Origin of the sequence: Ensifer sp. ENS03, from assembly GCF_014852035.1 — a bacterium.
GTDB classification, from domain to species: domain Bacteria; phylum Pseudomonadota; class Alphaproteobacteria; order Rhizobiales; family Rhizobiaceae; genus Ensifer; species Ensifer adhaerens.
Genome location: NZ_JACVAV010000005.1, coordinates 40,444 through 64,674 on the forward strand (window position 1 = coordinate 40,444; position 24,231 = coordinate 64,674).

Sequence of the window (24,231 nt, forward strand, 5' to 3'; positions counted from 1 at the left end):
GGGGCTTGAAATGATTGACAACCTTGTATCGGCATGGCTGCGGCTACCTGTGTGGGGCCGATGGCTGACTGGAGTGGCAACGGTATTCGCTGTCTCTTCCATCGGACCAGCGATTCGCGAGCGCGATATACTGGCCTTCATTGAGAATTTCCTCGCTCTGACGTTCCACTACGGCATCGTGATAGCCGGGTTCGTGTGTTCGATCTGGGGAGGCCTTAAGGTCGCTGAGCGATCAGAACGAAATTGGCTGGGGTGGCTGGCTGGCCTCCTCATTTTCATCGCCTTCGCCATGGTGTTGGGCACGTTCCAAAGGCTCCCAGGCATCGGGTGGAGGATGGAGGCCATGGGCAACTCAGATTGCTACATTGATTGGGATGGTCGCAGCAATCCCACAGTCTGCGACTGAGGCCGGGGCTGATTGGATGCCCGCACTCCCCGGAAAGAACGCATCTCACGCTATTCCTATGAGGTCGTCAGCCAACACGTCCGTAAGAAACATCCCGGCTGCCCCGACTTCGCAGTCGAATACATCGCCGCTGAGATTGCTGGCAGAGAGTGGAAAGGGGCCACGCTCGGCAGGGCTGTGGGGATTGTCATGCAGAGTACCCTTCGGCACCTCATGACCGAGTATGAGACCTTGCTGTTGCATGGCATCGAGAGGGAAGACGCTAGACGGCGCGTCCAGCCGAAGATCGAGGCCATGCTGGCGGTCTGGAAAAGACCACCGGTCTCAGCCGGCGCTGTCAGTAGGTAAGGGCTTCTGGAGATTTACGGGCTGGCTAGAAAGACCCAGTCCTCTAGCCTTTGTGGTCGCCTCAAGTGCGTTAGCGTAGGCGATCACGTCTTGGTACCGCTGATAGCCGAAATACCATCGGAAAGCGCCCAGCGTGAGAAACAGGAACCCTAGCGCCGCTAGGCAGAGGAAGCTCACATGCCTTCCTTCCATCGCATCTTCCGACAGTTTCAATTCAACGCCGAGCATCAGCGCGTCCTCGTTCAAGTCGCGCAGCTGTGTGGCCTGAGGGTGGCCCGCAGGCAATGACCTTATGAGATCACGATATTCTTCGTACCTCAGGTAAGGGCTTTCATTGATGTGATCTGGAAGCGGCTTTGGCTTTAGGCCAACGTCCTCTAAGCGACTTTTCAGTTGAACCTGTCGCGCATACGCGTAGGGGCCAGTATCGCGGAACTCCCGGTTCACCCCGCTGTAGAGGATATAGAATGCGGCAAGCATTAACGCCATGCCAGCAAATGTCATGAGCTTGTATAAATTATCGGTCGGCAGTGTTGGAAGGTTCCACATTCCCTTAGATACGCCGATTCTGGGGGGCTTCCAAAGGGCCTGTCTTGGGAAATGGGAACCTACACCGCGTCCTTACTACCGCTGTCCCCAAGCAATTTAAGCGGGCAGCGTCGATGTGTGCCGAAAATAACATAATCAAGGTAAGACAAAAGGACGCCCCCAAAATCCTTGAAGGTCAGCCGGCCCTATAGTGACCAGACGGCGAGAGCCTTCTCTGCTGCTGCGGGGTCTTCCTTTATCCTGTAGACCGTTTGGCGGGTCAGGCCCGATGCCTGGGCGATCTCTGACACGCTGGCGTTCTTGCTGAGGAGATCGGCCACGATGGCGTACTGCTCTCGGGTGTAGCTCGGCTTACGGCCCTTATAGCTATCGTCGCCCTTATCTCTCGCGTTGGCGATGCCAGCCTTCTGCGCGTCTTTCGTGGCCTCTGCTTGGGCCTGTGCGGTGCCAGCCATGAAGGCAATCATCGCGTCTCTGACGGCCATCTGTATGGGGTCGGTCGTGGCCCCGTCGAAGGTCATGGAGTTGATCACGGTCCTGATCACCACGCCCCGACGCATGAACTCTCTGATGGTGTCGGTCACGTCAGCGTAGTTTCTGCCCAGACGGTCCACCCAGCGAACTACCAGAGTGTCACCGGCTCGGAGCATATCGAAGAGGCGCTTGCCCTCTGGGCGGTCCTTCATGAGGACAGACACGCCCGATACGCCATGGTCAGCAATAACGTGATCGAAGGTGAAGCCGGCCTTCTCCGCTTGAGACTGCTGGTGGTCGAGGGTCTGTTCCGAGGTCGAGACGCGAGCGTAAAGGAAGGTTGCCATGGTTCACTCCACATGTCCGTTGGGATTGTGTCCGAATGGATATGTGTACGAAATGACGATGTCAACCCTAACGGACAGATTTCATGGCCGTGGCAGAGCGTCCGCTGAGGTATACCCTTGCGGACAGTGGACGGTCACCCCGCACATGCGATGATCGACAGCACGCGATTGACCAGTTCCTTGCCTGCCGGGGTCAGATGAAGGGTGAACTGTCGCGCGTCCAAAGGGTCACGCCGTTGCTCGATGAGACCAAGCCCCGGCTCTCCGTGCCGGTTCGTCTCCCCAAGGGCCATGACGTTGCGGGAGATTGACGGCTGGCTGAGGTCCAAGAGGTTCAGCAATTCGCGCTGATAGAGCCCCGGCCTCATCGCAATAACGAAGAACACCGAGACCGTCTGCATTGGCATGTCGTGTTGCAGCTCGCGGAATGTTTCGATGAGTTGGAGGGCACTGAAGATGCCGCGCCTTGCCGTCTCTGCATTGGCGAGTGAGGTTGTCATGGCCATCGTCGTGAGCTTCCTAGCGATGCAAAGCGGTATAGATTGAGGCAGTCAACGGCATGAGCGAGCGACGGCTACCCATTGATTTGGCAATGGAATCGTAGCTAGCGCGGGACTCGGTTGCAAGTCGATGCCGTCTCAACTGGCTCTGATCGCTCCCGCCGACAGAGGTGAGAGGTCGCCTGAAAGCCTCGTCGCGAGGGGGCAGAGGGGGGAATGCGGGAAGCCTTATATCTGATCTGGGCTCTCAGAATTTTGCATCAGATATTTTGGGGAAGGGAGAAGCGGCACACATGATGCACGCCGCCTCTCATTTTGAGTTTGATGGTCACTCGTTGGGGAACTCCCTTTGCGGGAGACCGAGGATAGCCAATTGTAGAACCACTGAGCGCCGATGACACGCTGGGCCGGTAGGGTTTGGAACAGCTTCCGGGCATCCGACTGCGAGTAGTCGTCACCGAGGGCAGCGGCTGGCGATGGCAGCGTCCTTGAGCTGCCTGAAGCCGTACTCCGTCACGAGAGCAACCGGCCCGAAGATTTCACCTTGCGGGCCAGTGACCTTCGACAGGCGATAGGTGATGCCAAAATGGTCGAGCGCCGAACGGCAATCGCCGTCTCCGTCAACGGGCAGCGACATGAAGGCTGCGATGTCCTGGGCGAGATGTAAGGACTGGCCGTCGATCTCGGCAAGCCTAAGGCGAATGACCGGAATGGCTTCGTCGTGGGAATCGATAGTCATGGTTTTGATGCGTGGAATGGTCATGAGTTCTCCTTGCAGGGCGGCGCTTGCCAGTTCCTGCGGCTGTGGCTGTGGCGGGTAAAATGGAAGTGTCGAAGGGAACTAGCCCACGCGGAACAAGGGCTTAGTCAGGAACTTGCTGAGAGCTGACGGCGGACGATAAGGTAGGCCAAGTTTCCGCTGGCGTTCTGCGGCTTCAGAGTACTGGTCGAGCCCTGCCCCCGCGATCCTGAGACCGGCGTCGAAGAATGAGGGCTTGGCTGCCCTCTGGACCGAGTTGATGCGGTCCTCAGCGTTGGCACGAATGCCCTTCATTTCGTTGTTAAGCTGACGCAGGGACCAGTCAGTGTTCTGGTCTACGCGGTCATTGAAGGATGCCTCACGGCCAGAGAACTCACGCATCAAGGCTTCGACCGAGAGGCCGGAAACGTTGGCCTCACCGGCAGCGGCTTCGGCTGTTGCTCGGGCCTCACGGGCCTCACGCATGGTGTCGATCTTCTCCGCAGCGCCGGCTTCCTGTTCTTGGATCATCCGCTGCTGCGTATCGAACATCTGCTGTCGGGCGTTCTCATTGGCCCGCTTGGCGTTCTCTCGGTAGAGCTGGTTCTGCTCCTTGGCCGACGCTATATCAGCAACGTGTGAGACACCCGCCGTGGCAGCGCTGACAGCCAATCCGATCATAGAGAGTGGGTCACAAATCGTCTTTCTCCCTGTCTGTAAGTCTTGCAAATTCGATGAATGTGAGACCTCCCGGCCCCAGACCGCGCACCTTGCGAAGGAACTTGAAGCCGAGCCAGCGGAGCCACGCGATGTGGACCTCATTGCGGACATCGACGAAGTTTGTCAGGACCGGGAAGTCTTGGTGAAGCGTTCCGATCCACTCTCGCGAACGGCGTAGGAACTGGGTCTTGTTGAATTGAAGTTGGTCGCTGCCGAGGAGCCAGACGTAGCCTACCCCCTGCTCGCCCGAGGGGACGACACCAAACATCGCCACGGCCTTGTCCTGCTCATCGTGGATGGTCAGGCACTCAGCGGAGTGGCGAAGGCCGTCTGAGAGAGACTGCTCGGCGCTGGGCGAACCAGCAGCGAGAAGCTCCCTCAGGTCTTCGGCACGGAGGTTTTGAGCGAGATACGTTACATCCTCTGGCGTGGACCGGCGCGTAGCCAGCATCACAGCCTCTTGTCGGTCAGGGCTGTGACCTGGGCATTGACCGATGACAACAAGGCCCAAGCCTCTGAGACGCTGTGCAGTGCCAGCCAAAGGAGCTTGTCGAGGCCGCTTTGGGAAACCATCAGAACGGCAGGCGACCCACGAGGAATGTCAGGCAATTTGACCAACGCCTTCTGATCGTCGGCTATCGCCCTTACGTACTTCGCGGCACCGTGTCTCGGGTTGTAGACGCCAACTGCCTTGCAGATATCGGCCGCGACAAACCAAGGCTGACCATCGATCAGGGCAAAGCGTATCGGCGTGGATTGGTAAGACAGGGTACGGATATAATTCAACGGCACGGGGCCGTCGCCGCTGTTCGCGGACGGTTCGTTGTGCATATTAGCTCTCATGAATTTGCGGTGGTGACTATCAGCGTAAGGTGCGGTTGAAGATCGGCCCCCTCGTCGGCAGGACTAGCGACGAGGAGACCGGTGCCCACCACAGGCACGAGAACGAAGGACAGGTTATGTAGATCATGACCAGTCAGCGCACTCTCGGAAGTCGAGCGTCCATGGCTGGACTGTGCAGGGTTCTCGGGCTGAGTTCAGTTGTCCCCTTATAGGTTACCTTAAGGTCTTTCCTTGGGGGATTGGGTATTGGTGGATGAGGGTTCTAATCACCTCCATCCATCATAAAGATCATCTGGAGAGGGAACTCTTTTTCATCATCGATCCTCTCCTCATCCTTTATCCCCTTCGGGGTTCTCCTTAAGTGGGGGGTAATTAAAAGCTGGTCTTCAACGCATGATGCAACCATGCGCCCCTCTGGGTCTGTCCTGAAGTGAGGGGTAATTGATCGGCTCTCTTTGACTCATAGGAGTCCACTGACAAGCTTTGTCGCGGGATGGCTCCGACCTGTCTGCCAGCCTCGAAAGCGCGCTGAGCGCCTGTACGATGGGAGGGATTGCAAGTCGTCTCTGATCGGATAAGCTGTCGGAGCGAGGGCCATCGGTCCTCCCGCCCCTTCGCTAGAGGGTTAGAAATGGGGTCACGGCGAGCCGCGCCGTGGCCTTTCTTTTTGGGCGGGCACGAACCTCACGGATGTCGAAGCCGATAAATGAAAAACCCCGCAGATGGCTCTACGGGGCTGCGTTCTTCGATGCGGGTAGGTAAGGCGTTCCGTCAGGCCGTTGCATCCCCGACACCGCCCGCCGCCAACTTGCGCCGATAGAAGTGAACCGACAGATAGCACCGCCCCAGCCAGAACTCGTAGCCGCCGTTCTCGCTACGGCGATTGCGCGGCGACAAACAAGGTGAGATTCAGCGTCAATCAGGATGAGACTCGGCGGCGGGGGTGTGACGAAGGGAGGGCGTAGCCCGACCGGAGTTACACCCCCGCCGCGGCGCAATTTTTAGGCGTCTCATGATCGCGGTCGGCCCGCTACGGTGGCGGTTTTCTGGAATGGAGAACCACCTTTGTGCCGGGTCGCCATGTAACCGATCATCAGATGAGATTATTCATGAAGTACCGACAAACGCATTCTGTTGAGGTCGCCGCCGCGAAGGCGTCGATCAGCCGGGCGACGGCGTTCCGCATGGAGAAAGAGCAGCGCCTTCCGTCGCAGAACAAGCCGCCGCGCGGTCGGCGTCGTCCCGATCCGCTTGAGCATATCTTTGATGCGGAGGTCGTTCCGCTCCTCAAGGCCGCTCCCGGCATTCGCGCGGTCGCCATTTACGACGAGATGCTGCGGCGTCATCCGGAGCTGCCCGAAGGCATTCGCCGCACACTTGAGCGGCGCATTCGGTCCTGGCGGGCCGTTCACGGTGAGGCACAGGAGGTGATCTTCCGCCAGACGCATGAACCCGGCCGGCTAGGGTTGTCGGATTTTACCGACATGGGCAGCCTCAGCGTGACGATCGCCGGCCAGCCGCTCGACCATCTGCTTTATCACTTCCGGCTGGTCTGGTCGGGCTTCGAACACGCCCATGTCATCCTTGGCGGTGAAAGCTTCGTCGCCTTGGCGGAGGGACTGCAGAATGCCCTGTGGTCGGTCGGCGGTTCGCCGCTCTATCACCGCAGCGACAGCCTGTCGGCTGCCTTCCGCAACCTCGACGCCGATGCCAAGGTCGATCTGACAAACCGCTATGAAGACCTATGCGCTCATTACCGGATGACGCCGACGCGCAACAACAAGGGCGTCGCTCACGAGAACGGCTCAATCGAAAGTTCCCACGGCCATCTCAAGAACGCAGTCCGCGATGCACTCCTGATGCGCGGCACCCGAGACTTCGACGATCTCCGCTCCTACCGCGCCTTCATCGACGAGATCGTCAGCCGCCGCAATGCCGCACATGGCAAGCGCATCGATGCCGAGCGCCCGCATCTGCAGGCACTTCCCGAGCGCCGCACCACCGACTTCGAGGAGGTGGTCGTCACCGTGTCGCGCACCGGCGGCTTCGCCTTGCGCAAGGTCTTCTACACCGTCCCCTCCCGTTTGATCGGCCACCGGCTGCGTGTGCGTTTGTTCGACGATCGCCTCGACGTCTTCGTCGGCGGCACGCATCTGCTGACGTTGCCACGCGGTCGCGCCGACGCGAGCGGCAGGCATGACCAGGTCGTCAACTATCACCACGTCATCCACTCTCTGCGCAAAAAGCCCATGGCGCTTCTCAACCTGGTCTATCGCGACAAGCTCTTTCCCCGGCCGGAATATCGAAGGGCTTTCGACGCTCTCATCGAGCAACTGCCTGACCGGCAGGCTTGCAAGATCACCGTCGAATTGCTGGCCCTGGCGCATGATCGCGGTTGCGAGCGTGAACTGGCCGAGGAGCTTGCCAGAACGCTCGACGCCCGCAAACTGCCCGACCTGATGGCCTTGAGAGCCATCTTCGGCCCGGACCCGGATCAGTTGCCGACCGTTCATGTGCAGCTCGCATCGCTCAATAGCTATGAAGCCCTGATGGGGTCTGCTTATGCGGGAGAGGCCGCATGAAAAACGTCCACAACAGCATCGACGAAGCCCGCCTCGGCATCATGCTCAATGAACTGAGGCTGCCGACAATCAAAACGCTGTGGCCGCAATTTGCCGAACAGGCCGATCGTGAAGGGTGGCCCGCGGCTCGCTTCCTCTCCGCTATCGCCGAACACGAGCTGGCTGAACGGGCGCATCGCAGGATCGAACGTCACCTCGCCGAGGCGCATCTGCCGCCGGGAAAGACGCTCGAGAGCTTCGCTTTCGACGCCGTGCCCATGGTCTCCAAGGCCCAGGTCATGGCGATTGCCGCCGGCGATAGTTGGCTCGCCAAAGGTGCCAATATCCTGTTGTTCGGTCCGCCGGGAGGCGGAAAGAGCCATCTCGCCGCCGCCATTGGCCTCGCACTGATCGAGAACGGTTGGCGGGTGCTGTTCACGCGCACGACAGACCTCGTCCAGAAGCTGCAGGTCGCACGGCGTGAGCTCCAGCTCGAATCCGCCATCGCAAAGCTCGACAAGTTCGATCTGCTCATCCTCGACGATCTGGCCTACGTCACCAAGGACCAGGCCGAAACCAGCGTGCTCTTCGAACTCATCTCCGCAAGATATGAGCGGCGTTCCATCATGATCACCGCCAATCAGCCCTTCGGGGAATGGAACCGCGTCTTTCCGGACCCGGCCATGACGCTTGCGGCGGTGGACCGACTTGTTCATCACGCAACGATCTTCGAAATGAACGTCGAAAGCTATCGGCGACGTTCCGCCATGGAAGCCAAACGCCAGCGCGGCAGACCTGCCGCCTTCGCGACAATTAAAAGTGCTTCCCAGATTGTCGCGGAGCGGCAATCAGAACACGATGAGACCCTTGCCAGCGACAATCAGCATGATACCTTCATGCCGACCGCGACATAAGAGTCTCATCCAGATTGTCGCCGCCGTCTCATCCTGATCGCCGCGCTATAGGCGATCATAGAAGCGGTCAAGGATGCGGCTCTCCTCCACCTCGAAGTACGCTTCAAACCACCGTGTCTTCTTAAATAATCTCATTGCCTTGCCCCTGTTTGATAAGTTGTTCCGGCTGGAATGCTGCCGTTAGACTCTCTCCAGAGACTCACGTCAACGCCTTGAAATCAATTATTTTTCAATGACTTATCCACCGGTGAGTAGGTTTTCGCGGCAACATCGAGCGGGCAAGGGCTTGGTGGTACTCACAGGTGAATCGATCGCGGTGAAAATTCCTGTGGTTGTCCCCTGCCACCTCACCTGCCTAGACCGAGTCAGCCGCCAGCATCTCGTGTAGATTTCGATTTGTGGTATATCTACACTTGCGTTCGCAGCATCGAGTTTTCTGAAGGCATTAATGAGCGGTTGGATAGAAACTCTGCAAGACAATGGCTGGGCAAGGGTGACGAGGAGTGACAAGCAAGCCTCCCTTAAGTCTGTGATCGCATACATTAAGCCTTCGAGGATTGAGTACCGGTTCCTACGGCCATGCAGCCAGAGCGAGGCCAGACCCAACTCTTTGTCGGCGCAATTCGGACGCGGCTTGTTACCGCTGCATACAGACAATGTGACTGACAGCATTCCACCGCGCTACTTGCTATTGGCTGCCCCACCAACTCGAACTACTAAGACTTTGGTCGCCGACCCACTGAGATGCCCGCAACTGAGACTGTCAGATGCGAGGCAGGCCCTCTTTCAGCTGAGGGCACCAGGTCTTATTGCAAGCGTAAGATTTCTTAGTGAAACACGCTCAAAGAGATACATCAGATTCAACCAACAGGTTATGGTGCCCAAGAATACTGCGGCCCACGCGGTTTGTTCTGCCTTGAAAGAGATGCTTAATTGGGCAGATGTCGTTGACTGGGAGGATACTAGACTACTGATAATCGACAATCACCGAGTGGTTCACGGTCGAGACAACGTCAATTTCGGAGAGGAAAGCTATGTTAGGCGATACACAATATGGTGATAAATGACGTGGACTGCAGAACGGTACTTCGCGAAAGCCCAAAAATATTGGGAGCGGTCGACAAATTTACCGAGAGAAACTGAGGAGTTCCTTCTTAGCACATCATTCGTTTGTGAATTCGCGATACGTGGGGTTCTTTGCACCGTAAATCCAGCGCTAAATGCAGCCGCAGACGAAGAGAGCATTTTGTTCGCTGCGGGAGCGGCAGCCAACAAGCCCCCCAGAACACTTGATGTTGCCTCTGCTTTGGCCCGCGCCTTGAGGCTGGTGCCAGCGATTTCGACCGCCGAAGGCGAAACCATTTCCGTACTATTCAATATTAGAAACAGGGAATTACACAGCGACGAGGATGCCCTGTCCGCAGCGTCTCAATACGATGTGATGCCCAAGTTTTTTTCGTTTATCGTCAAGTTAGCTGACTTCGCCGGGCAAGACTTGATGACTATTCTGACTGAATCCGATGCGATCCAAGCACGGCAAACAGCGGATGCGATAGCGAAGGACAGAACGAAACGTATAAAGGATTTGATAAAAATTCAAAAAGATCGATTCTTCGCTCTGGACAAGGCGGCTCAAGACGAAAGAAGGAAAAACACGCCAAAGTTTATCGCGGCGACAACCACATCTGGCCACCGCTTGAAAACATACAAATGCCCTTCTTGCGCTGAACTCGGCCTTCTTGGCGGCTCTCCTGTTGGCCGATCTGCTCCTATCCTGCGCGAAGACGGTATTTATGAAGAGTTGAGAATTGTCCCGGACATTTTCGAATGCAAGTGCTGCGATCTCAAGATCGTCGGTCTTGACGAACTAATGGCAGCAGGCGTTGCGCATGAGTTCCAAGTTCTCGACGACAAAGACATTGTTGAGCACTTCAACATTGATCCAATGGACTACATCGATGTGGACGAAATTGTCAGGGAGCACAATGATGAGATGTTTGGATACCAAGACGAATGACCACTTCCGGGCCGTTGACCCGGAGACCCCTCCCGAAAACTAGGCATGGGAGTGAGCCACCTCACTCTTCTGCCTGGGCGATTGGTGACAGCCGGTCGATCCCGAATGCTCGTTCCATGGCACGCGTAAGCCGCACTCGCCGTACCGCTTCAGAACCGTAGTGTTTCTCACTCGCTCCCGCGTTCAGGTGGCCCAGTATCGCGGCCTTATCTGTCGGGTGAACTTCGGCAAGGTCGCACTTATCGGCCATGTTGTGGCGCAGAGAATGAACCGCATGAAGGGGATCGTCGCTGACCTTGCGGAGCCACTTCATGAGCGACTGAGAGGCCGTATTTGGGCCTGTCGGGCCGGAGTAACGGGGGAACGCATAGACGTTCCTGTCGGTGTTCGTGACGATTTCCTTCGCCGCTATCAGGGCATCCCCAACAAGGGGAACGTCTCGTCTGGAGGAGCCGTTCTTAAGTTGTCGCTTCTCGTGGCCCACAATCTTGATGTGCGGTGCTTCCCCTTCCACAACGATGTCCTGCACCCTGAGGCCGGTTACCTCTGCCAATCGACAGCCCGTGCCCTCCAGCAACCGCCAGATGGCCTTCAGCTCGGGGTTGGCCTTCTCGATGATGAGCGCGCGGGTCGAGGCGACAACGTCAGCAGGCAAGGCGTCTCGCGCCTCCTTGTCCGAGACTAGCTTCTTGGGCAGCTCAAGGCCCGCGAAAGGATTGTCCATCCCCCTCAGCTTCTTGTCCTTGTAGAGCGAGAAGACGCCCTTCAGGTCGTTCAGGTCGCGCCGCACGGTCGATGGCTTAATCCCTTTCTTCGACAGCAGGAAATCACGAACCTTGTAGGCGTGGTCCACGGTCCAGTCTGGCAGCGCTGGTATCTCGCCCAATGCATCGCCTACCTGCCTCATCATGGCCGCTAGGCGGGTCTTGCGCTTCTTCTGAGCGAACTCGCTGCCCGAGACCCTCTCGGCGATGTAGAAGTCCTTGGCGTCTTCCAGCGTGGGCTTAGGCGACTGCTCCATGGCGATGACGACCGGCTTCGGGGTCTCGACGACATCACCGGCATTGCGTTGCCGCCTGACCTGATCAGCCTTTATCCTCGCCGCGTAGATCGCCCTTACGACCTTCAGCCAGCTAGGCGAGTTGTCTGCCAAACGAAGGTCGACGTTTTCCCACGACAAGACCTCAGCGGCTTCATAGAGCATGAACTCCGAAACCTTCCCACGCGCGAACTCGTGACGGTTCTCAGCGTCTAACATCTCCAGCCATTCCGCGTCCTTATCGAAGTCCCTACCCTGGAAGCCGCTCTCACGGGTCTCGTCATCCTCCTCCAGCAGGTGGATGAAATAGGCATCCCCCACGGCCTTGAGCTGGGCCTCGGTCAGTTCCGCTAGAGGGGGTTCAAGTAGCTTCGCCTGTTTCCGTCTATGCAGCTCGAAGACAGCAGCGACTTCAGCGCTCTCTTGGCGCAGCCGATCGATCGCAATTCGGCGGTCCTGAGTGCGGAGCGACTTCCAGATCTCGGCCTTGCCTAGCGACTCACGCAAGTCTGCCGGCACTGGCGCGCGCAGATAATAGGTTCGGTTTCGTAGGGCTAACCACGGATAAATGGTCATGTCTTCCATGCCTCACTGTAGCAGTTCGCTGTAGCAGATGGAAGCTCAAGCCATTGAAATTACAGTATGTAATTGACTTGCTTAGAGATTTTTGGTGCCCCATGCCGGGGTCGAACCAGCACTCCTTTCGGAACTCGATTTTGAGTCGAGCGCGTCTACCAATTCCGCCAATGGGGCTCAGGGAAGTGCGATATCAGCGGCTCGGATTTACACGAAGGATTTCGCCGTGGTCAACCATCATTTTCAGGATGCACGACCAACAATCACGAAAGCGTGCGGGCCGCTCACAGCCGCTGCGATTTACAGCGCGCACGATCCTGCCTAAGAAGGCGCCATCCAGTTTGCACTGCGGCATCCCTCGGTTTCGAGTTGCCGCCCGGGAGGTATAGATGATCGACGCCGCCACCCAATCCCGCCAGCATTTGCTGATCGCCGTTATCGTAACACTCGGCATGGCGGCGACCGTGGGCGGCGCGCTCGGCTTCGAGCATGTCGGTGGCTATATTCCCTGCGCGCTCTGCCTGTTGCAGCGCGATCCCTACTACTGGGGCATCCCGGTCGGTGTTTTGGCAATCGCCACGAGCGCGTTCAAACTGCCGGCGTGGACGACACGCACGCTGCTTCTCATCGTCGGCATCCTGATGCTGGTCGGCGCCGGCATGGGCGTCTATCACTCGGGCGCCGAATGGGGCTTCTGGGAAGGACCGTCCACCTGCGCCACGACCGCGCAAGGGATTTCGTCGAATGTCGGTGATCTGCTGGGCGATCTCGATTCCAAGCATGGTCCGTCCTGCACCGAAGCCTCCTTGCGAGTGCTCGGGCTCTCCTTTGCCGGATGGAATGTGATCGCCAGCCTCATCCTCGCAGCAATCGCCTTGCGCGGTGCGGCAAAGGCGCGCTGATCCCAGATCGCTCTCGGGAAAAAGGCAACGCCCCAACAAGGGGTTCGCGAGCGCACGCACCTCTCCTGACCCCGCTTTGGGCTTAGATCCGGCAAGAAGGCACGAACAGCGTCAGGGCTGCAGTTCGACGTCCCAGTAGAGATAGTCCATCCAGCTTTCATGCAGATGGTTCGGCGGGAAGAGCCGGCCGTTGTTGTGCAGGTCCTGCACCGTCGGCTGGAAAGGCCTCTGGTGCGGGAACATGCCGGCTTGCTTCGGCAGCTTGCTGCCCTTGCGTAGATTGCAGGGCGAGCAGGCTGCGACGACATTGTCCCAGGTCGTCTGGCCGCCGTGAGCGCGGGGCACCACGTGATCGAAGGTGAGATCGTCGGGCGAACCGCAATACTGGCATTCGAATTTATCGCGCAGGAACACGTTGAACCGGGTGAAGGCCGGGTGGCGTGAGGGCTGCACGTAGCTCTTGAGGCAAACAACGCTCGGCAGTCGCATCGAGAAGCTCGGAGACGACACCGAATGTTCGTACTCGGCAAGGATATTTACACGGTCAAGGAAGACGGCCTTGATCGCGTCCTGCCAGGACCAAAGCGACAAGGGGTAGTAACTCAGCGGCCTATAGTCAGCGTTCAAGACGAGCGCCGGCAAGGCCTGTGGTGAGACTGCAATCGTCAAGCGTATTCTCCTGATCGATTCGGCATCTGCACCTTCTATATTAGGCCCGTTGCAACAGGATTGTGAAGCCGGAAACAAAAATGCGTGCGCTGGATTCGCTTTTTCCTTCAAGGTGTCACAGGAACAGCATCACGACGCATTTCTTGTGAATAATAGGCCCAGAAGAGGCGTGCGGCGACGCTGCGCCAGGGCGACCACGAAGCGGCGAGCGAATCAATTTCACGTGCGCTCGGACGCAGTTCGAGGCCCAGTCCGTGACCGATCGCGTTTTGCAGCGCGACGTCGCCGGAGGGAAAGACGTCCGGGTGGCCGGCGCAGAAGAGCAGATAGACTTCCGCCGTCCAGCGCCCCACCCCCTTGATCGCCGTCAGCTCCCGGATCGCCTCCGATCCTTCGATGTTGCAGATCGCGTCGAGATCGATCTGACCGCTGACGACCACCTCGGCCACGCGCCTCAGCGCCTCGGCCTTCGCCCGCGACAGCCCGATCGCCCGGCAATCCTCGTCGCTCAGCGAATTGACGCTTGCCGCCGTGACCTCGCCGACCTTTCCTTCCATGCGCCGCCAGATCGCAGCCGCACTTGCCTTCGAGACCATTTGCGAGACGATGATGCTGGCAAGGCCGCGATAGCCGGGATCGGTGCGCCGGAGCGGCACCGGGCCGGCTCTCGCAACGACGTGCCCGAGGCGCGCATCGAGCATCACCAGGCCTGACAGCCCGGCCTCGATATCCTCATGTGTCCGGATGATCCGCATGACGCCTCCAAAAAGCGGATGATTTTTATACCCCTTCCATGGCAAAGGGAAAGCATGCCTGACACGCCACCCGTTTTCCGTTTTGCCCCGAGCCCCAACGGGCTGCTCCATCTCGGCCACGCGCTTTCCGCGGTGCTGAACCATGACATGGCGAAGGCCGCGAACGGGCGTTTCCTGCTGCGCATCGAGGATATCGACCAGACCCGCTGCCGCCCGGAATTCGAGGCGGCGATCTTCGAAGACCTTGCCTGGCTCGGCCTCGACTGGGAGCGCCCGGTGCGCCGGCAATCGGAACATCTCGACGCCTACGCGTCGGCGCTTCAACGGCTGAACATGCTGGGTGTCATCTACCCCTCGGTCATGACCCGCGGCGAAATCAAGGCCGCCGTTGCCGATGCGGAAGCCGGCGGCCAGACCTGGCCGCGCGATCCGGACGGCAGCCCGCTCTATCCCGGCCGCGAGCGCGAATTGCCCCAAACCGAGCGCGCGGCTCTCACCGCGAGCGGCAAGGCCTATGCCTGGCGGCTCGACATGGAGAAGGCCATCGCGCTTTTGGGAAAAGACCACTTGAGCTGGACGGAGAGCGGCCATGGTCCTGAGGACGAAACCGGCACCATCATCGCCGACCCCGCCGCCTGGGGCGACGTGATCCTGTCGCGCTCCGATGCGCCGTCAAGCTACCATCTATCCGTCGTCGTCGACGACGCGTTGCAGGGCATCACCCATGTGGTGCGCGGCCGCGACCTCTATCATGCGACATCCGTGCACCGGCTGCTGCAGCGGCTTCTCGATCTGCCGGAACCGCTCTATCACCATCACCGGCTGATCCTCGGCCCGGATGGGCGCAAGCTGTCGAAGAGCAACCAGGATACCGGCATCGCCGCTTTCCGCGCCGCCGGTCGCACAGCGGAGGAAATCCGCGCGCTAATCGGCTAGGTCCTGCTCCTCGCGGGCCGCGTCGTTGCCATTGCGCAGCTGGAAGCTGCGCCGCACCATGCTCTTGACCCTGTATTTGAGGATCGCCGCATTGATCTCGGCGCCGATGATGAAGATTGCAGCGATCATGTAGAGAAACACCAGCACGATCATGATCGACGCCAGGCCAGCATAGGTAGACACATAGGTGGCGAAGGTCGCGAGGTACGAAGCAAAGGCATAAGCGCCGATCGTCCAGCAAACGAGCGTCAGCGCGATGCCCGGCAAAACGTCGATCACTTTACGGTGCCCATCCGGCAGCCAGAGATGGGACACGAGCAATCCGCTGGTCAGCACGACGAGAGCGAGCGGCAGGCTCCAGTTGTCGACGGTCGCAAGCACGCCACCAAGCCAGGGGAGCCACTGTCCGGCATAACGCACCGCCAGGGGCACGGCGACGAGCAGAATGCTGAGTGCGGCCAGGATCAGGACGCCGGCAAGCACGAAGCCGAGGCTCGCAAGCCGAGTGACGTACCAGTAGCGGCTCTCGGTCACTCGATAGGCGCGATTGAGCGAGACGCGCAGCGCCTCGACGCCGTTGGAGGCGAAATAGGCGGCGGCCAGCACCGAAACGGTCAAGAGCCCACCGCGCGGGATCGTCAGCACCCGCACGATTTCGTCGGCGATGGGCTTGGCGATCGATTCCGGCCAGGCATCGAAAATCAGATGCACCGCCGTTTCGGCAAACTGGTCGGCCCCGAGAAAGCTGCCGAGCGCCGTGCCGAAAATCAGGAAGGGAAAGACGGCGAGCAGCGACGACAGCGCCACATGGCTCGCCATCGCCCAACCGTCGTCGAGGCTGAAGTGCCAGAGCGCATCGAACACGACTTTCCAGGTGATGCGTATAAACGCTGGCATTCCATTCCAATCCTACGAGGCGCCGGGACTACCCGATCAGTACGTCCGTCTCGGCGCCGTTTCCTTGGCTTCGCATGACCCCAACGGCGACAACGCTGGCGGGTTCCGGCTTGCGCAATTCAATTGTATCCCGCCGATGAATATGGGAAACCGAGGCAGGATTTCTACAGGATTCGACCGGATGACGGATCGCCCCACAATCATTGTCACCGGATGCTCCTCCGGAATCGGCGCCCATTGCGCACGCGCGCTTCATGCCGACGGCTGGCGGGTCTTTGCGACCGTGCGCCGGGAAGAGGACCGGCAATCGCTTGAAAGCGAGGGCATCGAGACCTTTCTGATGGACTACACCAAGCCGGAGAGCATCGCTGCCCTGGCTGATACGGTGCTGGCGCTTTCCGGCGGGCGCATCGACGCGCTGTTCAACAACGGCGCCTATGGCCAGGCGGGTGCGGTCGAGGATCTGCCGACCGAGGCGCTGAGGCTCCAGCTTGAGACCAACGTGATTGGCTGGCACGACCTGACGCGGCGGGTGATCCCCGCGATGCGGGCGCGCGGCAGCGGCCGCATCGTGCAGTGCTCCTCCATCCTCGGCATCGTGCCCTATCGCTGGCGCGGCGCCTACAACGCCTCCAAGTTTGCGATCGAGGGCCTGTCCCTCACCCTCAAGATGGAGCTGGCCGGCAGCGGCATCGAGGTGAGCCTGATCGAGCCAGGGCCGATCACATCGAAATTCACCGCCAATGCCGTCACCTATATCGAGCGCTTCATCGACCTCAAGAATTCGGTGCACCGCGTCGAATACGAGCGGCAGATGCGACGCCTGAAAGGCGAAAGCAAACCCGCAGCCGGAAAGCTCGGCCCGGAGGCGGTTTATGCGGTTTTGAAGCACGCACTGACAGCAAAGAAACCGAAACCGCACTATATTGTAACAAGGCCAGCCAGACAGGGCGCGCTTCTGAAGAAGCTCCTGCCGGCGGCACTGTTTTATCGCATCATCGGCCGACTTGGCTGAAGCAAGAATTGCAAGGAAAAGTTCGATGTCCAGCTTCTTTACCGGCTTGACCCTGTTCGTCATGGGCCTGGTCGTGATCGTTTTGATCCGCGGCCTCGTGAACATGGCAAAGGGTGGCAGCGGCAACACGTCCAACAAGTTGATGCAGGCGCGTGTACTGCTGCAGGCAATCGCGATCGTGCTCATCATGGTGACCCTTTGGATCACCGGCGGCGGCCGTCCGACCTGACGCAAATTCCGAACGGACAACCGTTCCACACCGCTCCTGAAATTGCGCGAGAGGACTGCGTCCACCCATGGTGAAGCTCAACAAGATCTATACCCGGACGGGTGACAACGGCACCACCGGGCTCGTCTCCGGACCGCGCCGTCTGAAAAGCGATCTGCGCGTCGATGCCTATGGCGCAGTGGACGAAACCAATGCCTTCGTCGGACTGGCGCGGCAGAATACGGCCGGCAACGTCGATCTCGACGCCGCGCTGATGCGGATCCAGAACGATCTCTTCGATCTCGGCGCGGATCTCGCAACACCCGACACCGGCGAGCCGCCGCAATACGAACCGCTGCGCATCGTCGCAGCGCAGGTGACCTGGCTCGAAACCGAAATCGATCGGCTGAATAGCGAACTCGATCCCTTGCGCTCCTTCGTGCTTCCGGCCGGCAGCCCCGCCTCCGCAGCCCTCCACGTTGCCCGCACGGTCGCACGCCGTGCGGAACGCCAGGTGGTCGCCCTTGCCCAGATCGAAGGCGAAGTCGTCAGCACGGAAGCCATCGCCTATATCAATCGCCTGTCGGATTTTCTGTTCGTCGCGGCGCGCTTTGCGAATGACAAAGGTCAAGCCGACGTCCTTTGGATTCCCGGAAAAAACAGATAACGTCGGCTCGCGCATTGTCGCGCCCGATCGAGATTCGGCGGGAGAAACGGGCAATAACCTGTGCTTCGGGAGACCGCATGTTCATACCGCTTCACGATACGAACACCCTGAAGCACATCAAGGTCCAGTACGTCACGATCAGCCTGATCGTCATCAACATTGCCGTCTGGCTGATCACCGGACCGATTGCCTCCGAGCAATTCACCAACGCCGCGCTGCTGGGCTTCGGCTATATCCCGGCGCTCATTTTCGACTACGCGCAGCTTGATCCCTCGCTCGTCGTCGTCCCCGACGGCTTCACCTTCGTCACCTATTCCTTCCTGCATGGCGACTTCATGCACCTCGCCATGAACATGCTGTTCCTCTGGGTGTTCGGCGACAATGTCGAGGATGCGCTCGGGCACTTCCGCTATCTCGCCTTCTATCTTCTCTGCGCGGCTGCAGGCGCACTGGCGCATGGGCTTCTCGACCCGGCCTCCGAGGCGCCGTTGATCGGCGCATCGGGCGCGATCTCCGGCGTCGTTGCCGCCTATTTCCTGCTGCACCCGAAGGTGCGCGTCTGGGTGCTTGTCTTCTTCCGCATCCCGCTGCCCTTGCCCGCGGCCATCCCGCTTGCCTTCTGGATCGGCCAGCAGTTCTTCATGCTGGTCGTCGATCCCGGCAGCGGCGTGTCCTGGAGCGCCCATGTCGGCGGCATCGTCGCGGGCTTGGTTCTGGTTGTCATTTTGCGACGCCGCGATGTGCCGCTTTTCGACCGCACGATCGTCACGCCGCGCGCCGTCCGGCACAAGGCCGAACCGGTCACCGCAAGCCAACTGCCGTCGTCAGATGCGACAAGATCGCCCGTTCCCTGGGGACGCCAGACCGGATCCTGACACCGGCAATCGCCAGCCTTCAACGAGGATGATCCGTTATTTCAATGGCTTGCCTGAAGCGCGCCCGGCCCTGCCGGGACAGTGCCGCATCAGGCCCCAAGCCACTTGCCATCGATCATTCTTACGTGTACGTAAACGTAATTCCAATTCTCGGGATTATATCGATTTAGCGCCATGTACAGCGATTGTAATTGGAGAAAAAACGCGTATCGATGTCGCCAACCGACAATCAGGCGGCTCCGTTAAGGCGCATTTTCCTGCGAAAGCTCTTGGAGGGAAGAATCCATGAAAATACTTGTGACGGTGAAGCGGGTCGTTGACTACAACGTCAAGATCCGGGTGAAGGCAGACGGTTCGGGCGTCGAGCTTGCGAACGTGAAGATGTCGATGAACCCCTTCGACGAAATCTCGGTCGAAGAGGCGCTCAGGCTGAAGGAAGCCGGCAAGGCTGAGGAGGTCGTCGTCGTTTCCGTTGGTCCGGCCAAGGCCGAAGAAACCCTGCGCACGGCGCTCGCCATGGGGGCTGACCGCGCCATCCTGGTTGAGACCGAAGACCAGGTCGAGCCACTCGCCGTCGCCAAGATCGTCAAGGGTGTGGCCGAGGCTGAACAGCCGGGCCTGATCATCGTCGGCAAGCAGGCAATCGACGACGATTCGAACCAGACCGGCCAGATGCTGTCGGCCCTGCTCGGCTGGGCGCAAGGCACCTTCGCCTCCAAGGTCGAGATCGGCGATGGCAAAGCAACCGTGACGCGCGAAGTCGACGGCGGTCTGCAGACGATCGACATCAAGCTGCCGGCGGTCGTTACCACCGACCTGCGCCTGAACGAGCCGCGCTACGCCTCACTGCCGAACATCATGAAGGCGAAGAAGAAGCCGCTCGACAAGAAGTCGCCGGCCGACTTCGGCGTCGACACCGCCGCCCGCCTCAAGGTGCTGAAGACCGAGGAGCCGTCGGGCCGCAAGGCCGGCATCAAGGTCAAGTCGGTCGCCGAGCTCGTCGAAAAGCTCAAAACCGAAGCCGGCGTGCTCTGATTTAAGGAAGGGAGATTTTATCATGGCCATTCTTCTTCTGGCTGACCACGACAGCAACCACCTTTCCGACCAGACCGCCAAGGCGCTGAGCGCGGCCTCGAAAATCGCCAGTGGGACTGGAGCCGATGTGCATGTTCTCGTTGCCGGCGCCGGCGCGAAGCAGGCTGCCGAACAGGCGTCCAAGCTTGCAGGCGTTTCCAAGGTGCTCGTTGCCGACGACGCCTCGCTTGCCAACAACCTTGCCGAGCCGCTCGCTGCCCTGATCGTCTCGCTCGCTGGCAGCTACGACACGATCGTGAGCGCCGCCACCTCGGTCGGCAAGAACGTGATGCCGCGCGTTGCAGCGCTGCTCGACGTTTCCCAGGTGTCCGAAATCATCGAGGTCGTCTCGGCCGATACCTTCAAGCGTCCGATCTATGCCGGCAACGCCATCCAGACGGTGCAGACGACCGAAGCCAAGCGCGTCATCACCGTGCGCACCGCCTCCTTCGCCTCTGCCGCTGAAGGCGGTTCGGCGGCGATCGAGACCGTCTCGGCTGCCGCCAACCCTGGCGTTTCCTCCTTCGTCGCCGACGCGCTGTCGTCGTCGGACCGCCCGGAGCTGACGTCTGCCAAGATCATCATCTCGGGCGGTCGTGCGCTCGGCTCGTCGGAAAAGTTCCAGGAAGTGATCCTGCCGGTGGCCGACAAGCTCGGCGCTGCCGTCGGCGCTTCGCGCGCTGCGGTCGACGCCGGTTACGCTCCGAACGACTGGCAGGTCGGCCAGACCGGCAAGGTCGTTGCGCCCGATCTCTACATCGCCTGCGGCATTTCCGGTGCCATCCAGCACCTCGCCGGCATGAAGGACTCGAAGGTCATCGTCGCCATCAACAAGGACGAAGAGGCGCCGATCTTCCAGGTCGCCGACTACGGCCTGGTTGCCGATCTCTTCGACGCTCTGCCGGAGTTGCAGAAGGCGCTGTAAGCCCAAATCGATGCCACCCTCCGCACCCATGAAAAGGGCTGGCAAAAGCGGGGACTTGGCATTAACAATCTACCGGGCCGGCCAAACCGGCCCGGTTTGCGTGTCTGATGGCGGCCTTGCCGCCAACCCTTGAAGATGGATGTTCGCCGCGATGATCAAGACGGTCGGAATTATTGGTGCCGGGCAAATGGGCTGTGGCATCGCACATGTTTCGGCAATCGCCGGATACAAGGTGCAGATCTATGATCTGGCCGCCGAACGGATCGAAGCGGGCCTTGCAACCGTCAACGGCAACCTTGCCCGTCAGGTCTCCTCCGGCAAGATGACCGACGAGGCCCGCAAGGCAGCCCTTGCCCTGATCAAGGGCTCTTCCGATATCAACGACCTGTCCCAGGCCGATCTTGTGATTGAAGCCGTCACCGAAGACGAAACGATCAAGCGCAAGATCTACGGTCAGGTTTGTCCGATCCTGAAGCCGGAAGCGATTCTCGCGACGAATACCTCGTCCCTGTCGATCACGCGCCTGGCCTCCGCCACCGATCGCCCCGAGCACTTCATGGGCATCCACTTCATGAACCCGGTTCCGGTGATGAAGCTGGTCGAGCTCGTGCGCGGCATCGCCACGGACGAACAGACCTTCAAGACCGCCAAGGAATTCGTCGCGACGCTCGACAAGACCGTGACAGTCGCCGAAGATTTTCCGGCCTTCATCGTCAACCGCATTCTGCTGCCGATGATCAACGAGGCGATCTATACGCTTTATGAAGGCGTCGGCAGTGTCGAGGCGATCGATACCGCCATGAAGCTCGGCGCCAACCATCCCATGGGCCCGCTGCAGCTTGCCGACTTCATCGGCCTCGACACCTGCCTGTCGATCATGCAGGTGCTCTATGACGGCCTGGCGGACTCGAAGTATCGCCCCTGCCCGCTGCTGGTGAAATATGTCGAAGCCGGCTGGCTCGGCCGCAAGTCCGGACGCGGCTTCTACGACTATCGCGGCGAAGTGCCGGTTCCCACCCGCTAATTCCGTCAGCATTTGACAAGAAAAACCCGGCGATCCGCCGGGTTTTTCTTTGTCCAGATCTAGTCTCCTTCAGCTTCCCGCAGCAGGAGCAAGCGCCGCGCTGATCAGCGCCTTGGCGTCGTCGCTGTCCCAGGCGGCCGGCCCGTTCATCGAGCCGATCAGGCAGCCCTTGTCGTCGAGCAGCAAGGTTGCCGGCAGGCCGAAGGCCAGGCCTTCCTTCTTCATGTTGTTGAACACGCCCATCGAGGCGTCGCGATAATAGCCAAGCTCGTGCACGGCCGTCTCGTCGAGGAAAGCCTTTGGCTTCTCGTCGTCGCCGACGTCGATGTTGATCGCCACCACTTCGAACTTGTCGCTGCCGAGCGACTTCTGCAGGGCGTTCAAGGCCGGCATTTCCTCGCGGCAGGGAACGCACCACGTCGCCCAGAGATTGACGAGCAGTGTCTTGCCGGCAAAGGCCGAGACATTGGTCGGCTTGCCGTCCGGACCGTTGAAGTCGAGCCCGATCGGCCGCGGCGACGACGCCGGCGACATCGCGGCGACCTGCCCCTTCATGAAGGGTGTCAGCGCAGCGACCTTGGCCGAGGTCAGCGGGCAACTGGCGGAGGCCGTTTCGGTTGCCTCACCATTGCCAGACCCGGTCTCCTTCACGTATACCGCTGCCGCACCGACGATCACGCCAAACAGGGCGGCGAGCGCGAACAGTTTCACGGCCGGGGGGGATTTCTTCTGGTCGGGCATTTCATTCTCCAAGGCGGGCATTCTTCATGGCTGACGGCAATTCCGAGACGAAATCCTCCAACCAGATGTGGGGCGGTCGCTTTGCCTCGGGTCCGGACGCGATCATGGAGGAAATAAATGCCTCGATCGGCTTCGACAAGAAGCTCTATGCCCAGGACATCCGCGGCTCAATAGCGCATGCGACGATGCTGGCGCATCAAGGCATCATTTCGGCCGACGACAAAGACAAGATCGTTCACGGCCTGAACACGATCCTGTCAGAGATCGAAAGTGGTGCGTTCGAGTTCTCGCGCCGCCTCGAAGACATCCACATGAACATCGAGGCCCGGCTCGCGACCCTGATCGGTCCGGCTGCCGGCCGCCTCCACACCGCCCGCTCGCGCAACGATCAGGTGGCGCTCGACTTCCGCCTCTGGGTCAAGGAAGAGCTGCAGCGCACCGAGAAAGCGCTGACGGCGCTGATCGCCGCCTTCCTCGACCGCGCCGAGGAACATGCAGATACCGTCATGCCCGGCTTCACCCATCTGCAGACCGCGCAGCCCGTCACCTTCGGCCATCACTGCATGGCCTATGTCGAGATGTTCGGCCGTGACCGCTCGCGCGTGCGTCACGCCATCGAGCACATGGACGAGAGCCCGATCGGCGCCGCCGCCCTTGCCGGCACCGGTTTCCCGATCGACCGTCACATGACCGCCAAGGCGCTCGGCTTTGCCGGCCCGACCCGCAACTCGATCGACACGGTATCGGACCGCGACTTCGCGCTCGAATTCCTGTCGATGGCCTCGATCACTGCCATTCACCTGTCGCGGCTGGCCGAAGAGATCGTCATCTGGTCGACGCCGCAGTTCGGCTTCATCCGCCTGTCGGATGCATTTTCGACCGGCTCCTCGATCATGCCGCAAAAGAAGAATCCCGATGCCGCTGAACTGGTGCGCGCCAAGACCGGCCGCATCAACGGTTCGTTGATCGCGCTGCTCACGGTCATGAAGGGTCTGCCGCTCGCCTATTCCAAAGACATGCAGGAAGACAAGGAACAGGTCTTCGACTCAGCCGAAAGCCTCGAGCTGGCGATCGCCGCCATGACCGGCATGGTTCGTGACATGACCATCCGTAGCGATCGCATGAAGGCCGCCGCCGGCTCCGGCTATTCGACCGCGACCGACCTTGCCGACTGGCTGGTGCGTGAGGCAGGCCTGCCCTTCCGCGACGCCCACCATGTGACCGGCCGCGCCGTGGCGCTTGCTGAACAGAAGGGCTGCGACCTCGCGGATCTTTCGCTTGCCGACCTGCAGTCGATCCACGCCGACATCACCGAGAAGGTCTTCGATGTCCTGACGGTCGAAGCCTCCGTGGCCAGCCGTACCTCCTTCGGCGGTACGGCGCCCAACGAGGTTCGCAAGCAGATCGCCTGGTGGCGCGCCCGCAACTAAGACATCTGCTCCCAAGCCCGCTGCGGGCGGCTCTTCGCCCGCAGAAACAGGGTGCACAAGTGCCTGAAAAATCGGTAAGA

At 60.0% G+C, this 24,231-nt stretch carries 27 protein-coding genes and 1 tRNA gene; 15 read left to right on the top strand and 13 right to left on the bottom strand.

The annotated features are described in order from the left end of the window. The first annotated feature begins 10 nt into the window (after positions 1 to 10). Together IB263_RS18625 and IB263_RS18630 are read left to right on the top strand one after the other, a co-directional pair. On the top strand, positions 11 to 406 hold the full coding sequence (locus IB263_RS18625; protein ID WP_192438837.1) for a hypothetical protein: 396 nt from the start codon (positions 11 to 13) through the stop codon (positions 404 to 406). 12 nt (positions 407 to 418) lie between these two features. Continuing rightward, positions 419 to 754: a DUF2293 domain-containing protein gene (locus tag IB263_RS18630; protein ID WP_210338282.1), complete on the top strand. Its 336-nt coding sequence runs from the start codon at positions 419 to 421 to the stop codon at positions 752 to 754. Here the strand turns inward: IB263_RS18630 and IB263_RS18635 are convergent. The 7 genes from IB263_RS18635 to IB263_RS18665 form a co-directional block, all read right to left on the bottom strand. After that, positions 731 to 1,303, bottom strand: a complete 573-nt coding sequence (locus tag IB263_RS18635) for a hypothetical protein (protein WP_192438838.1) — start codon at positions 1,301 to 1,303, stop codon at positions 731 to 733. The two genes, IB263_RS18630 and IB263_RS18635, sit on opposite strands and share 24 nt — an antisense overlap. A 185-nt stretch (positions 1,304 to 1,488) precedes the next feature. Beyond that, positions 1,489 to 2,124 carry a recombinase family protein gene (locus tag IB263_RS18640; RefSeq protein WP_192438839.1) on the bottom strand — a complete coding sequence of 212 codons (636 nt, stop codon included), beginning with the start codon at positions 2,122 to 2,124 and terminating at the stop codon, positions 1,489 to 1,491. Positions 2,125 to 2,258: 134 nt separating this feature from the next. After that, the gene (locus tag IB263_RS18645; protein ID WP_192438840.1) at positions 2,259 to 2,630 is read right to left on the bottom strand and encodes a MarR family winged helix-turn-helix transcriptional regulator; all 372 of its coding nucleotides are present in this window, start codon (positions 2,628 to 2,630) and stop codon (positions 2,259 to 2,261) included. A 448-nt stretch (positions 2,631 to 3,078) separates the two neighbouring features. Further along, positions 3,079 to 3,387 (bottom strand): hypothetical protein, encoded by a 309-nt coding sequence (locus IB263_RS18650; protein WP_192438841.1) that lies wholly within the window; start codon positions 3,385 to 3,387, stop codon positions 3,079 to 3,081. 78 nt (positions 3,388 to 3,465) lie between these two features. Next, positions 3,466 to 4,044, bottom strand: a complete 579-nt coding sequence (locus IB263_RS18655) for a hypothetical protein (protein WP_192438842.1) — start codon at positions 4,042 to 4,044, stop codon at positions 3,466 to 3,468. A gap of 10 nt (positions 4,045 to 4,054) precedes the next feature. Next, a complete protein-coding gene (locus IB263_RS18660) occupies positions 4,055 to 4,534 on the bottom strand; it encodes a phage protein Gp13 family protein (protein WP_192438843.1) in 480 nt (159 codons plus the stop codon). After that, a complete protein-coding gene (locus IB263_RS18665; RefSeq protein ID WP_192438844.1) occupies positions 4,534 to 4,914 on the bottom strand; it encodes a BRO family protein in 381 nt (126 codons plus the stop codon). Before IB263_RS18665 ends, IB263_RS18660 begins: the two co-directional genes overlap by 1 nt. Before the next feature lie 1,109 nt (positions 4,915 to 6,023). Here IB263_RS18665 and istA point away from each other — a divergent pair. From istA to IB263_RS18680, 3 genes are all read left to right on the top strand, one after another. Beyond that, a complete protein-coding gene (gene istA, locus IB263_RS18670) occupies positions 6,024 to 7,508 on the top strand; it encodes an IS21 family transposase (RefSeq protein ID WP_162732004.1) in 1,485 nt (494 codons plus the stop codon). Beyond that, the gene (gene istB / locus IB263_RS18675) at positions 7,505 to 8,401 is read left to right on the top strand and encodes an IS21-like element helper ATPase IstB (protein ID WP_113081089.1); all 897 of its coding nucleotides are present in this window, start codon (positions 7,505 to 7,507) and stop codon (positions 8,399 to 8,401) included. Before istA ends, istB begins: the two co-directional genes overlap by 4 nt. A 1,063-nt stretch (positions 8,402 to 9,464) precedes the next feature. Continuing rightward, complete coding sequence (locus tag IB263_RS18680; protein WP_192438845.1) at positions 9,465 to 10,418, top strand: hypothetical protein; 954 nt, start codon at positions 9,465 to 9,467, stop codon at positions 10,416 to 10,418. 61 nt (positions 10,419 to 10,479) lie between these two features. On the opposite strand, the gene IB263_RS18685 is transcribed toward IB263_RS18680, so the two are convergent. Beyond that, on the bottom strand, positions 10,480 to 12,033 hold the full coding sequence (locus tag IB263_RS18685) for a DUF6538 domain-containing protein (RefSeq protein WP_192438846.1): 1,554 nt from the start codon (positions 12,031 to 12,033) through the stop codon (positions 10,480 to 10,482). A gap of 92 nt (positions 12,034 to 12,125) precedes the next feature. Continuing rightward, positions 12,126 to 12,210: transfer RNA gene (locus tag IB263_RS18690), tRNA-Leu, on the bottom strand. Positions 12,211 to 12,422: 212 nt separating this feature from the next. Here IB263_RS18690 and IB263_RS18695 point away from each other — a divergent pair. Then, on the top strand, positions 12,423 to 12,935 hold the full coding sequence (locus IB263_RS18695) for a disulfide bond formation protein B (RefSeq protein WP_060584437.1): 513 nt from the start codon (positions 12,423 to 12,425) through the stop codon (positions 12,933 to 12,935). 111 nt (positions 12,936 to 13,046) lie between these two features. Here IB263_RS18695 and IB263_RS18700 read toward each other — a convergent pair whose 3' ends face one another. Both IB263_RS18700 and IB263_RS18705 read right to left on the bottom strand, forming a co-directional pair. Next, positions 13,047 to 13,604 (bottom strand): HNH endonuclease, encoded by a 558-nt coding sequence (locus tag IB263_RS18700; protein WP_034797858.1) that lies wholly within the window; start codon positions 13,602 to 13,604, stop codon positions 13,047 to 13,049. 107 nt (positions 13,605 to 13,711) lie between these two features. After that, the gene (locus IB263_RS18705) at positions 13,712 to 14,359 is read right to left on the bottom strand and encodes a DNA-3-methyladenine glycosylase (protein ID WP_192438847.1); all 648 of its coding nucleotides are present in this window, start codon (positions 14,357 to 14,359) and stop codon (positions 13,712 to 13,714) included. Positions 14,360 to 14,413: 54 nt separating this feature from the next. On the opposite strand from IB263_RS18705, the gene gluQRS reads away from it, so the two are divergent. After that, positions 14,414 to 15,295 (top strand): tRNA glutamyl-Q(34) synthetase GluQRS, encoded by an 882-nt coding sequence (gluQRS, locus tag IB263_RS18710; RefSeq protein WP_246811042.1) that lies wholly within the window; start codon positions 14,414 to 14,416, stop codon positions 15,293 to 15,295. Here the strand turns inward: gluQRS and IB263_RS18715 are convergent. Then, positions 15,284 to 16,192 carry a YihY/virulence factor BrkB family protein gene (locus tag IB263_RS18715; protein WP_034797861.1) on the bottom strand — a complete coding sequence of 303 codons (909 nt, stop codon included), beginning with the start codon at positions 16,190 to 16,192 and terminating at the stop codon, positions 15,284 to 15,286. The genes gluQRS and IB263_RS18715 overlap by 12 nt on opposite strands. 181 nt (positions 16,193 to 16,373) lie before the next feature. On the opposite strand from IB263_RS18715, the gene IB263_RS18720 reads away from it, so the two are divergent. From IB263_RS18720 to IB263_RS18750, 7 genes are all read left to right on the top strand, one after another. Further along, complete coding sequence (locus IB263_RS18720) at positions 16,374 to 17,207, top strand: SDR family oxidoreductase (RefSeq protein WP_060584426.1); 834 nt, start codon at positions 16,374 to 16,376, stop codon at positions 17,205 to 17,207. 25 nt (positions 17,208 to 17,232) lie between these two features. Continuing rightward, on the top strand, positions 17,233 to 17,436 hold the full coding sequence (locus tag IB263_RS18725; protein ID WP_034797863.1) for a twin transmembrane helix small protein: 204 nt from the start codon (positions 17,233 to 17,235) through the stop codon (positions 17,434 to 17,436). 67 nt (positions 17,437 to 17,503) lie between these two features. Further along, positions 17,504 to 18,082, top strand: a complete 579-nt coding sequence (locus tag IB263_RS18730) for a cob(I)yrinic acid a,c-diamide adenosyltransferase (RefSeq protein ID WP_113189032.1) — start codon at positions 17,504 to 17,506, stop codon at positions 18,080 to 18,082. A 77-nt stretch (positions 18,083 to 18,159) separates the two neighbouring features. Beyond that, a complete protein-coding gene (locus IB263_RS18735) occupies positions 18,160 to 18,957 on the top strand; it encodes a rhomboid family intramembrane serine protease (protein WP_192438849.1) in 798 nt (265 codons plus the stop codon). A 285-nt stretch (positions 18,958 to 19,242) separates the two neighbouring features. Then, positions 19,243 to 19,992 carry an electron transfer flavoprotein subunit beta/FixA family protein gene (locus IB263_RS18740; RefSeq protein ID WP_060518495.1) on the top strand — a complete coding sequence of 250 codons (750 nt, stop codon included), beginning with the start codon at positions 19,243 to 19,245 and terminating at the stop codon, positions 19,990 to 19,992. Between the two features lie 22 nt (positions 19,993 to 20,014). Next, entirely contained in the window at positions 20,015 to 20,956 is a 942-nt protein-coding gene (locus IB263_RS18745) for an electron transfer flavoprotein subunit alpha/FixB family protein (RefSeq protein ID WP_192438850.1), read from the top strand. A gap of 151 nt (positions 20,957 to 21,107) precedes the next feature. Next, entirely contained in the window at positions 21,108 to 21,980 is an 873-nt protein-coding gene (locus IB263_RS18750; protein WP_034806743.1) for a 3-hydroxybutyryl-CoA dehydrogenase, read from the top strand. Between the two features lie 69 nt (positions 21,981 to 22,049). Here the strand turns inward: IB263_RS18750 and IB263_RS18755 are convergent, their stop codons facing one another. Beyond that, on the bottom strand, positions 22,050 to 22,721 hold the full coding sequence (locus tag IB263_RS18755; protein WP_113553897.1) for a TlpA disulfide reductase family protein: 672 nt from the start codon (positions 22,719 to 22,721) through the stop codon (positions 22,050 to 22,052). 26 nt (positions 22,722 to 22,747) lie between these two features. Between IB263_RS18755 and argH the strand changes: the two genes are divergently transcribed. Further along, complete coding sequence (gene argH / locus IB263_RS18760) at positions 22,748 to 24,151, top strand: argininosuccinate lyase (protein ID WP_113079302.1); 1,404 nt, start codon at positions 22,748 to 22,750, stop codon at positions 24,149 to 24,151. The last annotated feature ends 80 nt before the right edge of the window (positions 24,152 to 24,231 follow it).

Bases quoted from the DNA above. Each gene is read 5' to 3' on its own strand.
- IB263_RS18715 (WP_034797861.1), bottom strand. From the start codon at position 16,192: ATGCCAGCGTTTATACGCATCACCTGGAAAGTCGTGTTCGATGCGCTC.
- IB263_RS18695 (WP_060584437.1), top strand. From the start codon at position 12,423: ATGATCGACGCCGCCACCCAATCCCGCCAGCATTTGCTGATCGCCGTT.
- istB (WP_113081089.1), top strand. From the start codon at position 7,505: ATGAAAAACGTCCACAACAGCATCGACGAAGCCCGCCTCGGCATCATG.
- argH (WP_113079302.1), top strand. From the start codon at position 22,748: ATGGCTGACGGCAATTCCGAGACGAAATCCTCCAACCAGATGTGGGGC.
- istA (WP_162732004.1), top strand. From the start codon at position 6,024: ATGAGATTATTCATGAAGTACCGACAAACGCATTCTGTTGAGGTCGCC.
- IB263_RS18730 (WP_113189032.1), top strand. From the start codon at position 17,504: ATGGTGAAGCTCAACAAGATCTATACCCGGACGGGTGACAACGGCACC.
- IB263_RS18665 (WP_192438844.1), bottom strand. From the start codon at position 4,914: ATGCACAACGAACCGTCCGCGAACAGCGGCGACGGCCCCGTGCCGTTG.
- IB263_RS18625 (WP_192438837.1), top strand. From the start codon at position 11: ATGATTGACAACCTTGTATCGGCATGGCTGCGGCTACCTGTGTGGGGC.
- IB263_RS18720 (WP_060584426.1), top strand. From the start codon at position 16,374: ATGACGGATCGCCCCACAATCATTGTCACCGGATGCTCCTCCGGAATC.
- IB263_RS18635 (WP_192438838.1), bottom strand. From the start codon at position 1,303: ATGTGGAACCTTCCAACACTGCCGACCGATAATTTATACAAGCTCATG.
- IB263_RS18650 (WP_192438841.1), bottom strand. From the start codon at position 3,387: ATGACCATTCCACGCATCAAAACCATGACTATCGATTCCCACGACGAA.
- IB263_RS18705 (WP_192438847.1), bottom strand. From the start codon at position 14,359: ATGCGGATCATCCGGACACATGAGGATATCGAGGCCGGGCTGTCAGGC.
- IB263_RS18755 (WP_113553897.1), bottom strand. From the start codon at position 22,721: ATGCCCGACCAGAAGAAATCCCCCCCGGCCGTGAAACTGTTCGCGCTC.
- gluQRS (WP_246811042.1), top strand. From the start codon at position 14,414: ATGCCTGACACGCCACCCGTTTTCCGTTTTGCCCCGAGCCCCAACGGG.
- IB263_RS18685 (WP_192438846.1), bottom strand. From the start codon at position 12,033: ATGACCATTTATCCGTGGTTAGCCCTACGAAACCGAACCTATTATCTG.
- IB263_RS18725 (WP_034797863.1), top strand. From the start codon at position 17,233: ATGTCCAGCTTCTTTACCGGCTTGACCCTGTTCGTCATGGGCCTGGTC.
- IB263_RS18655 (WP_192438842.1), bottom strand. From the start codon at position 4,044: ATGATCGGATTGGCTGTCAGCGCTGCCACGGCGGGTGTCTCACACGTT.
- IB263_RS18680 (WP_192438845.1), top strand. From the start codon at position 9,465: ATGACGTGGACTGCAGAACGGTACTTCGCGAAAGCCCAAAAATATTGG.
- IB263_RS18660 (WP_192438843.1), bottom strand. From the start codon at position 4,534: ATGCTGGCTACGCGCCGGTCCACGCCAGAGGATGTAACGTATCTCGCT.
- IB263_RS18740 (WP_060518495.1), top strand. From the start codon at position 19,243: ATGAAAATACTTGTGACGGTGAAGCGGGTCGTTGACTACAACGTCAAG.
- IB263_RS18750 (WP_034806743.1), top strand. From the start codon at position 21,108: ATGATCAAGACGGTCGGAATTATTGGTGCCGGGCAAATGGGCTGTGGC.
- IB263_RS18745 (WP_192438850.1), top strand. From the start codon at position 20,015: ATGGCCATTCTTCTTCTGGCTGACCACGACAGCAACCACCTTTCCGAC.
- IB263_RS18640 (WP_192438839.1), bottom strand. From the start codon at position 2,124: ATGGCAACCTTCCTTTACGCTCGCGTCTCGACCTCGGAACAGACCCTC.
- IB263_RS18645 (WP_192438840.1), bottom strand. From the start codon at position 2,630: ATGGCCATGACAACCTCACTCGCCAATGCAGAGACGGCAAGGCGCGGC.
- IB263_RS18735 (WP_192438849.1), top strand. From the start codon at position 18,160: ATGTTCATACCGCTTCACGATACGAACACCCTGAAGCACATCAAGGTC.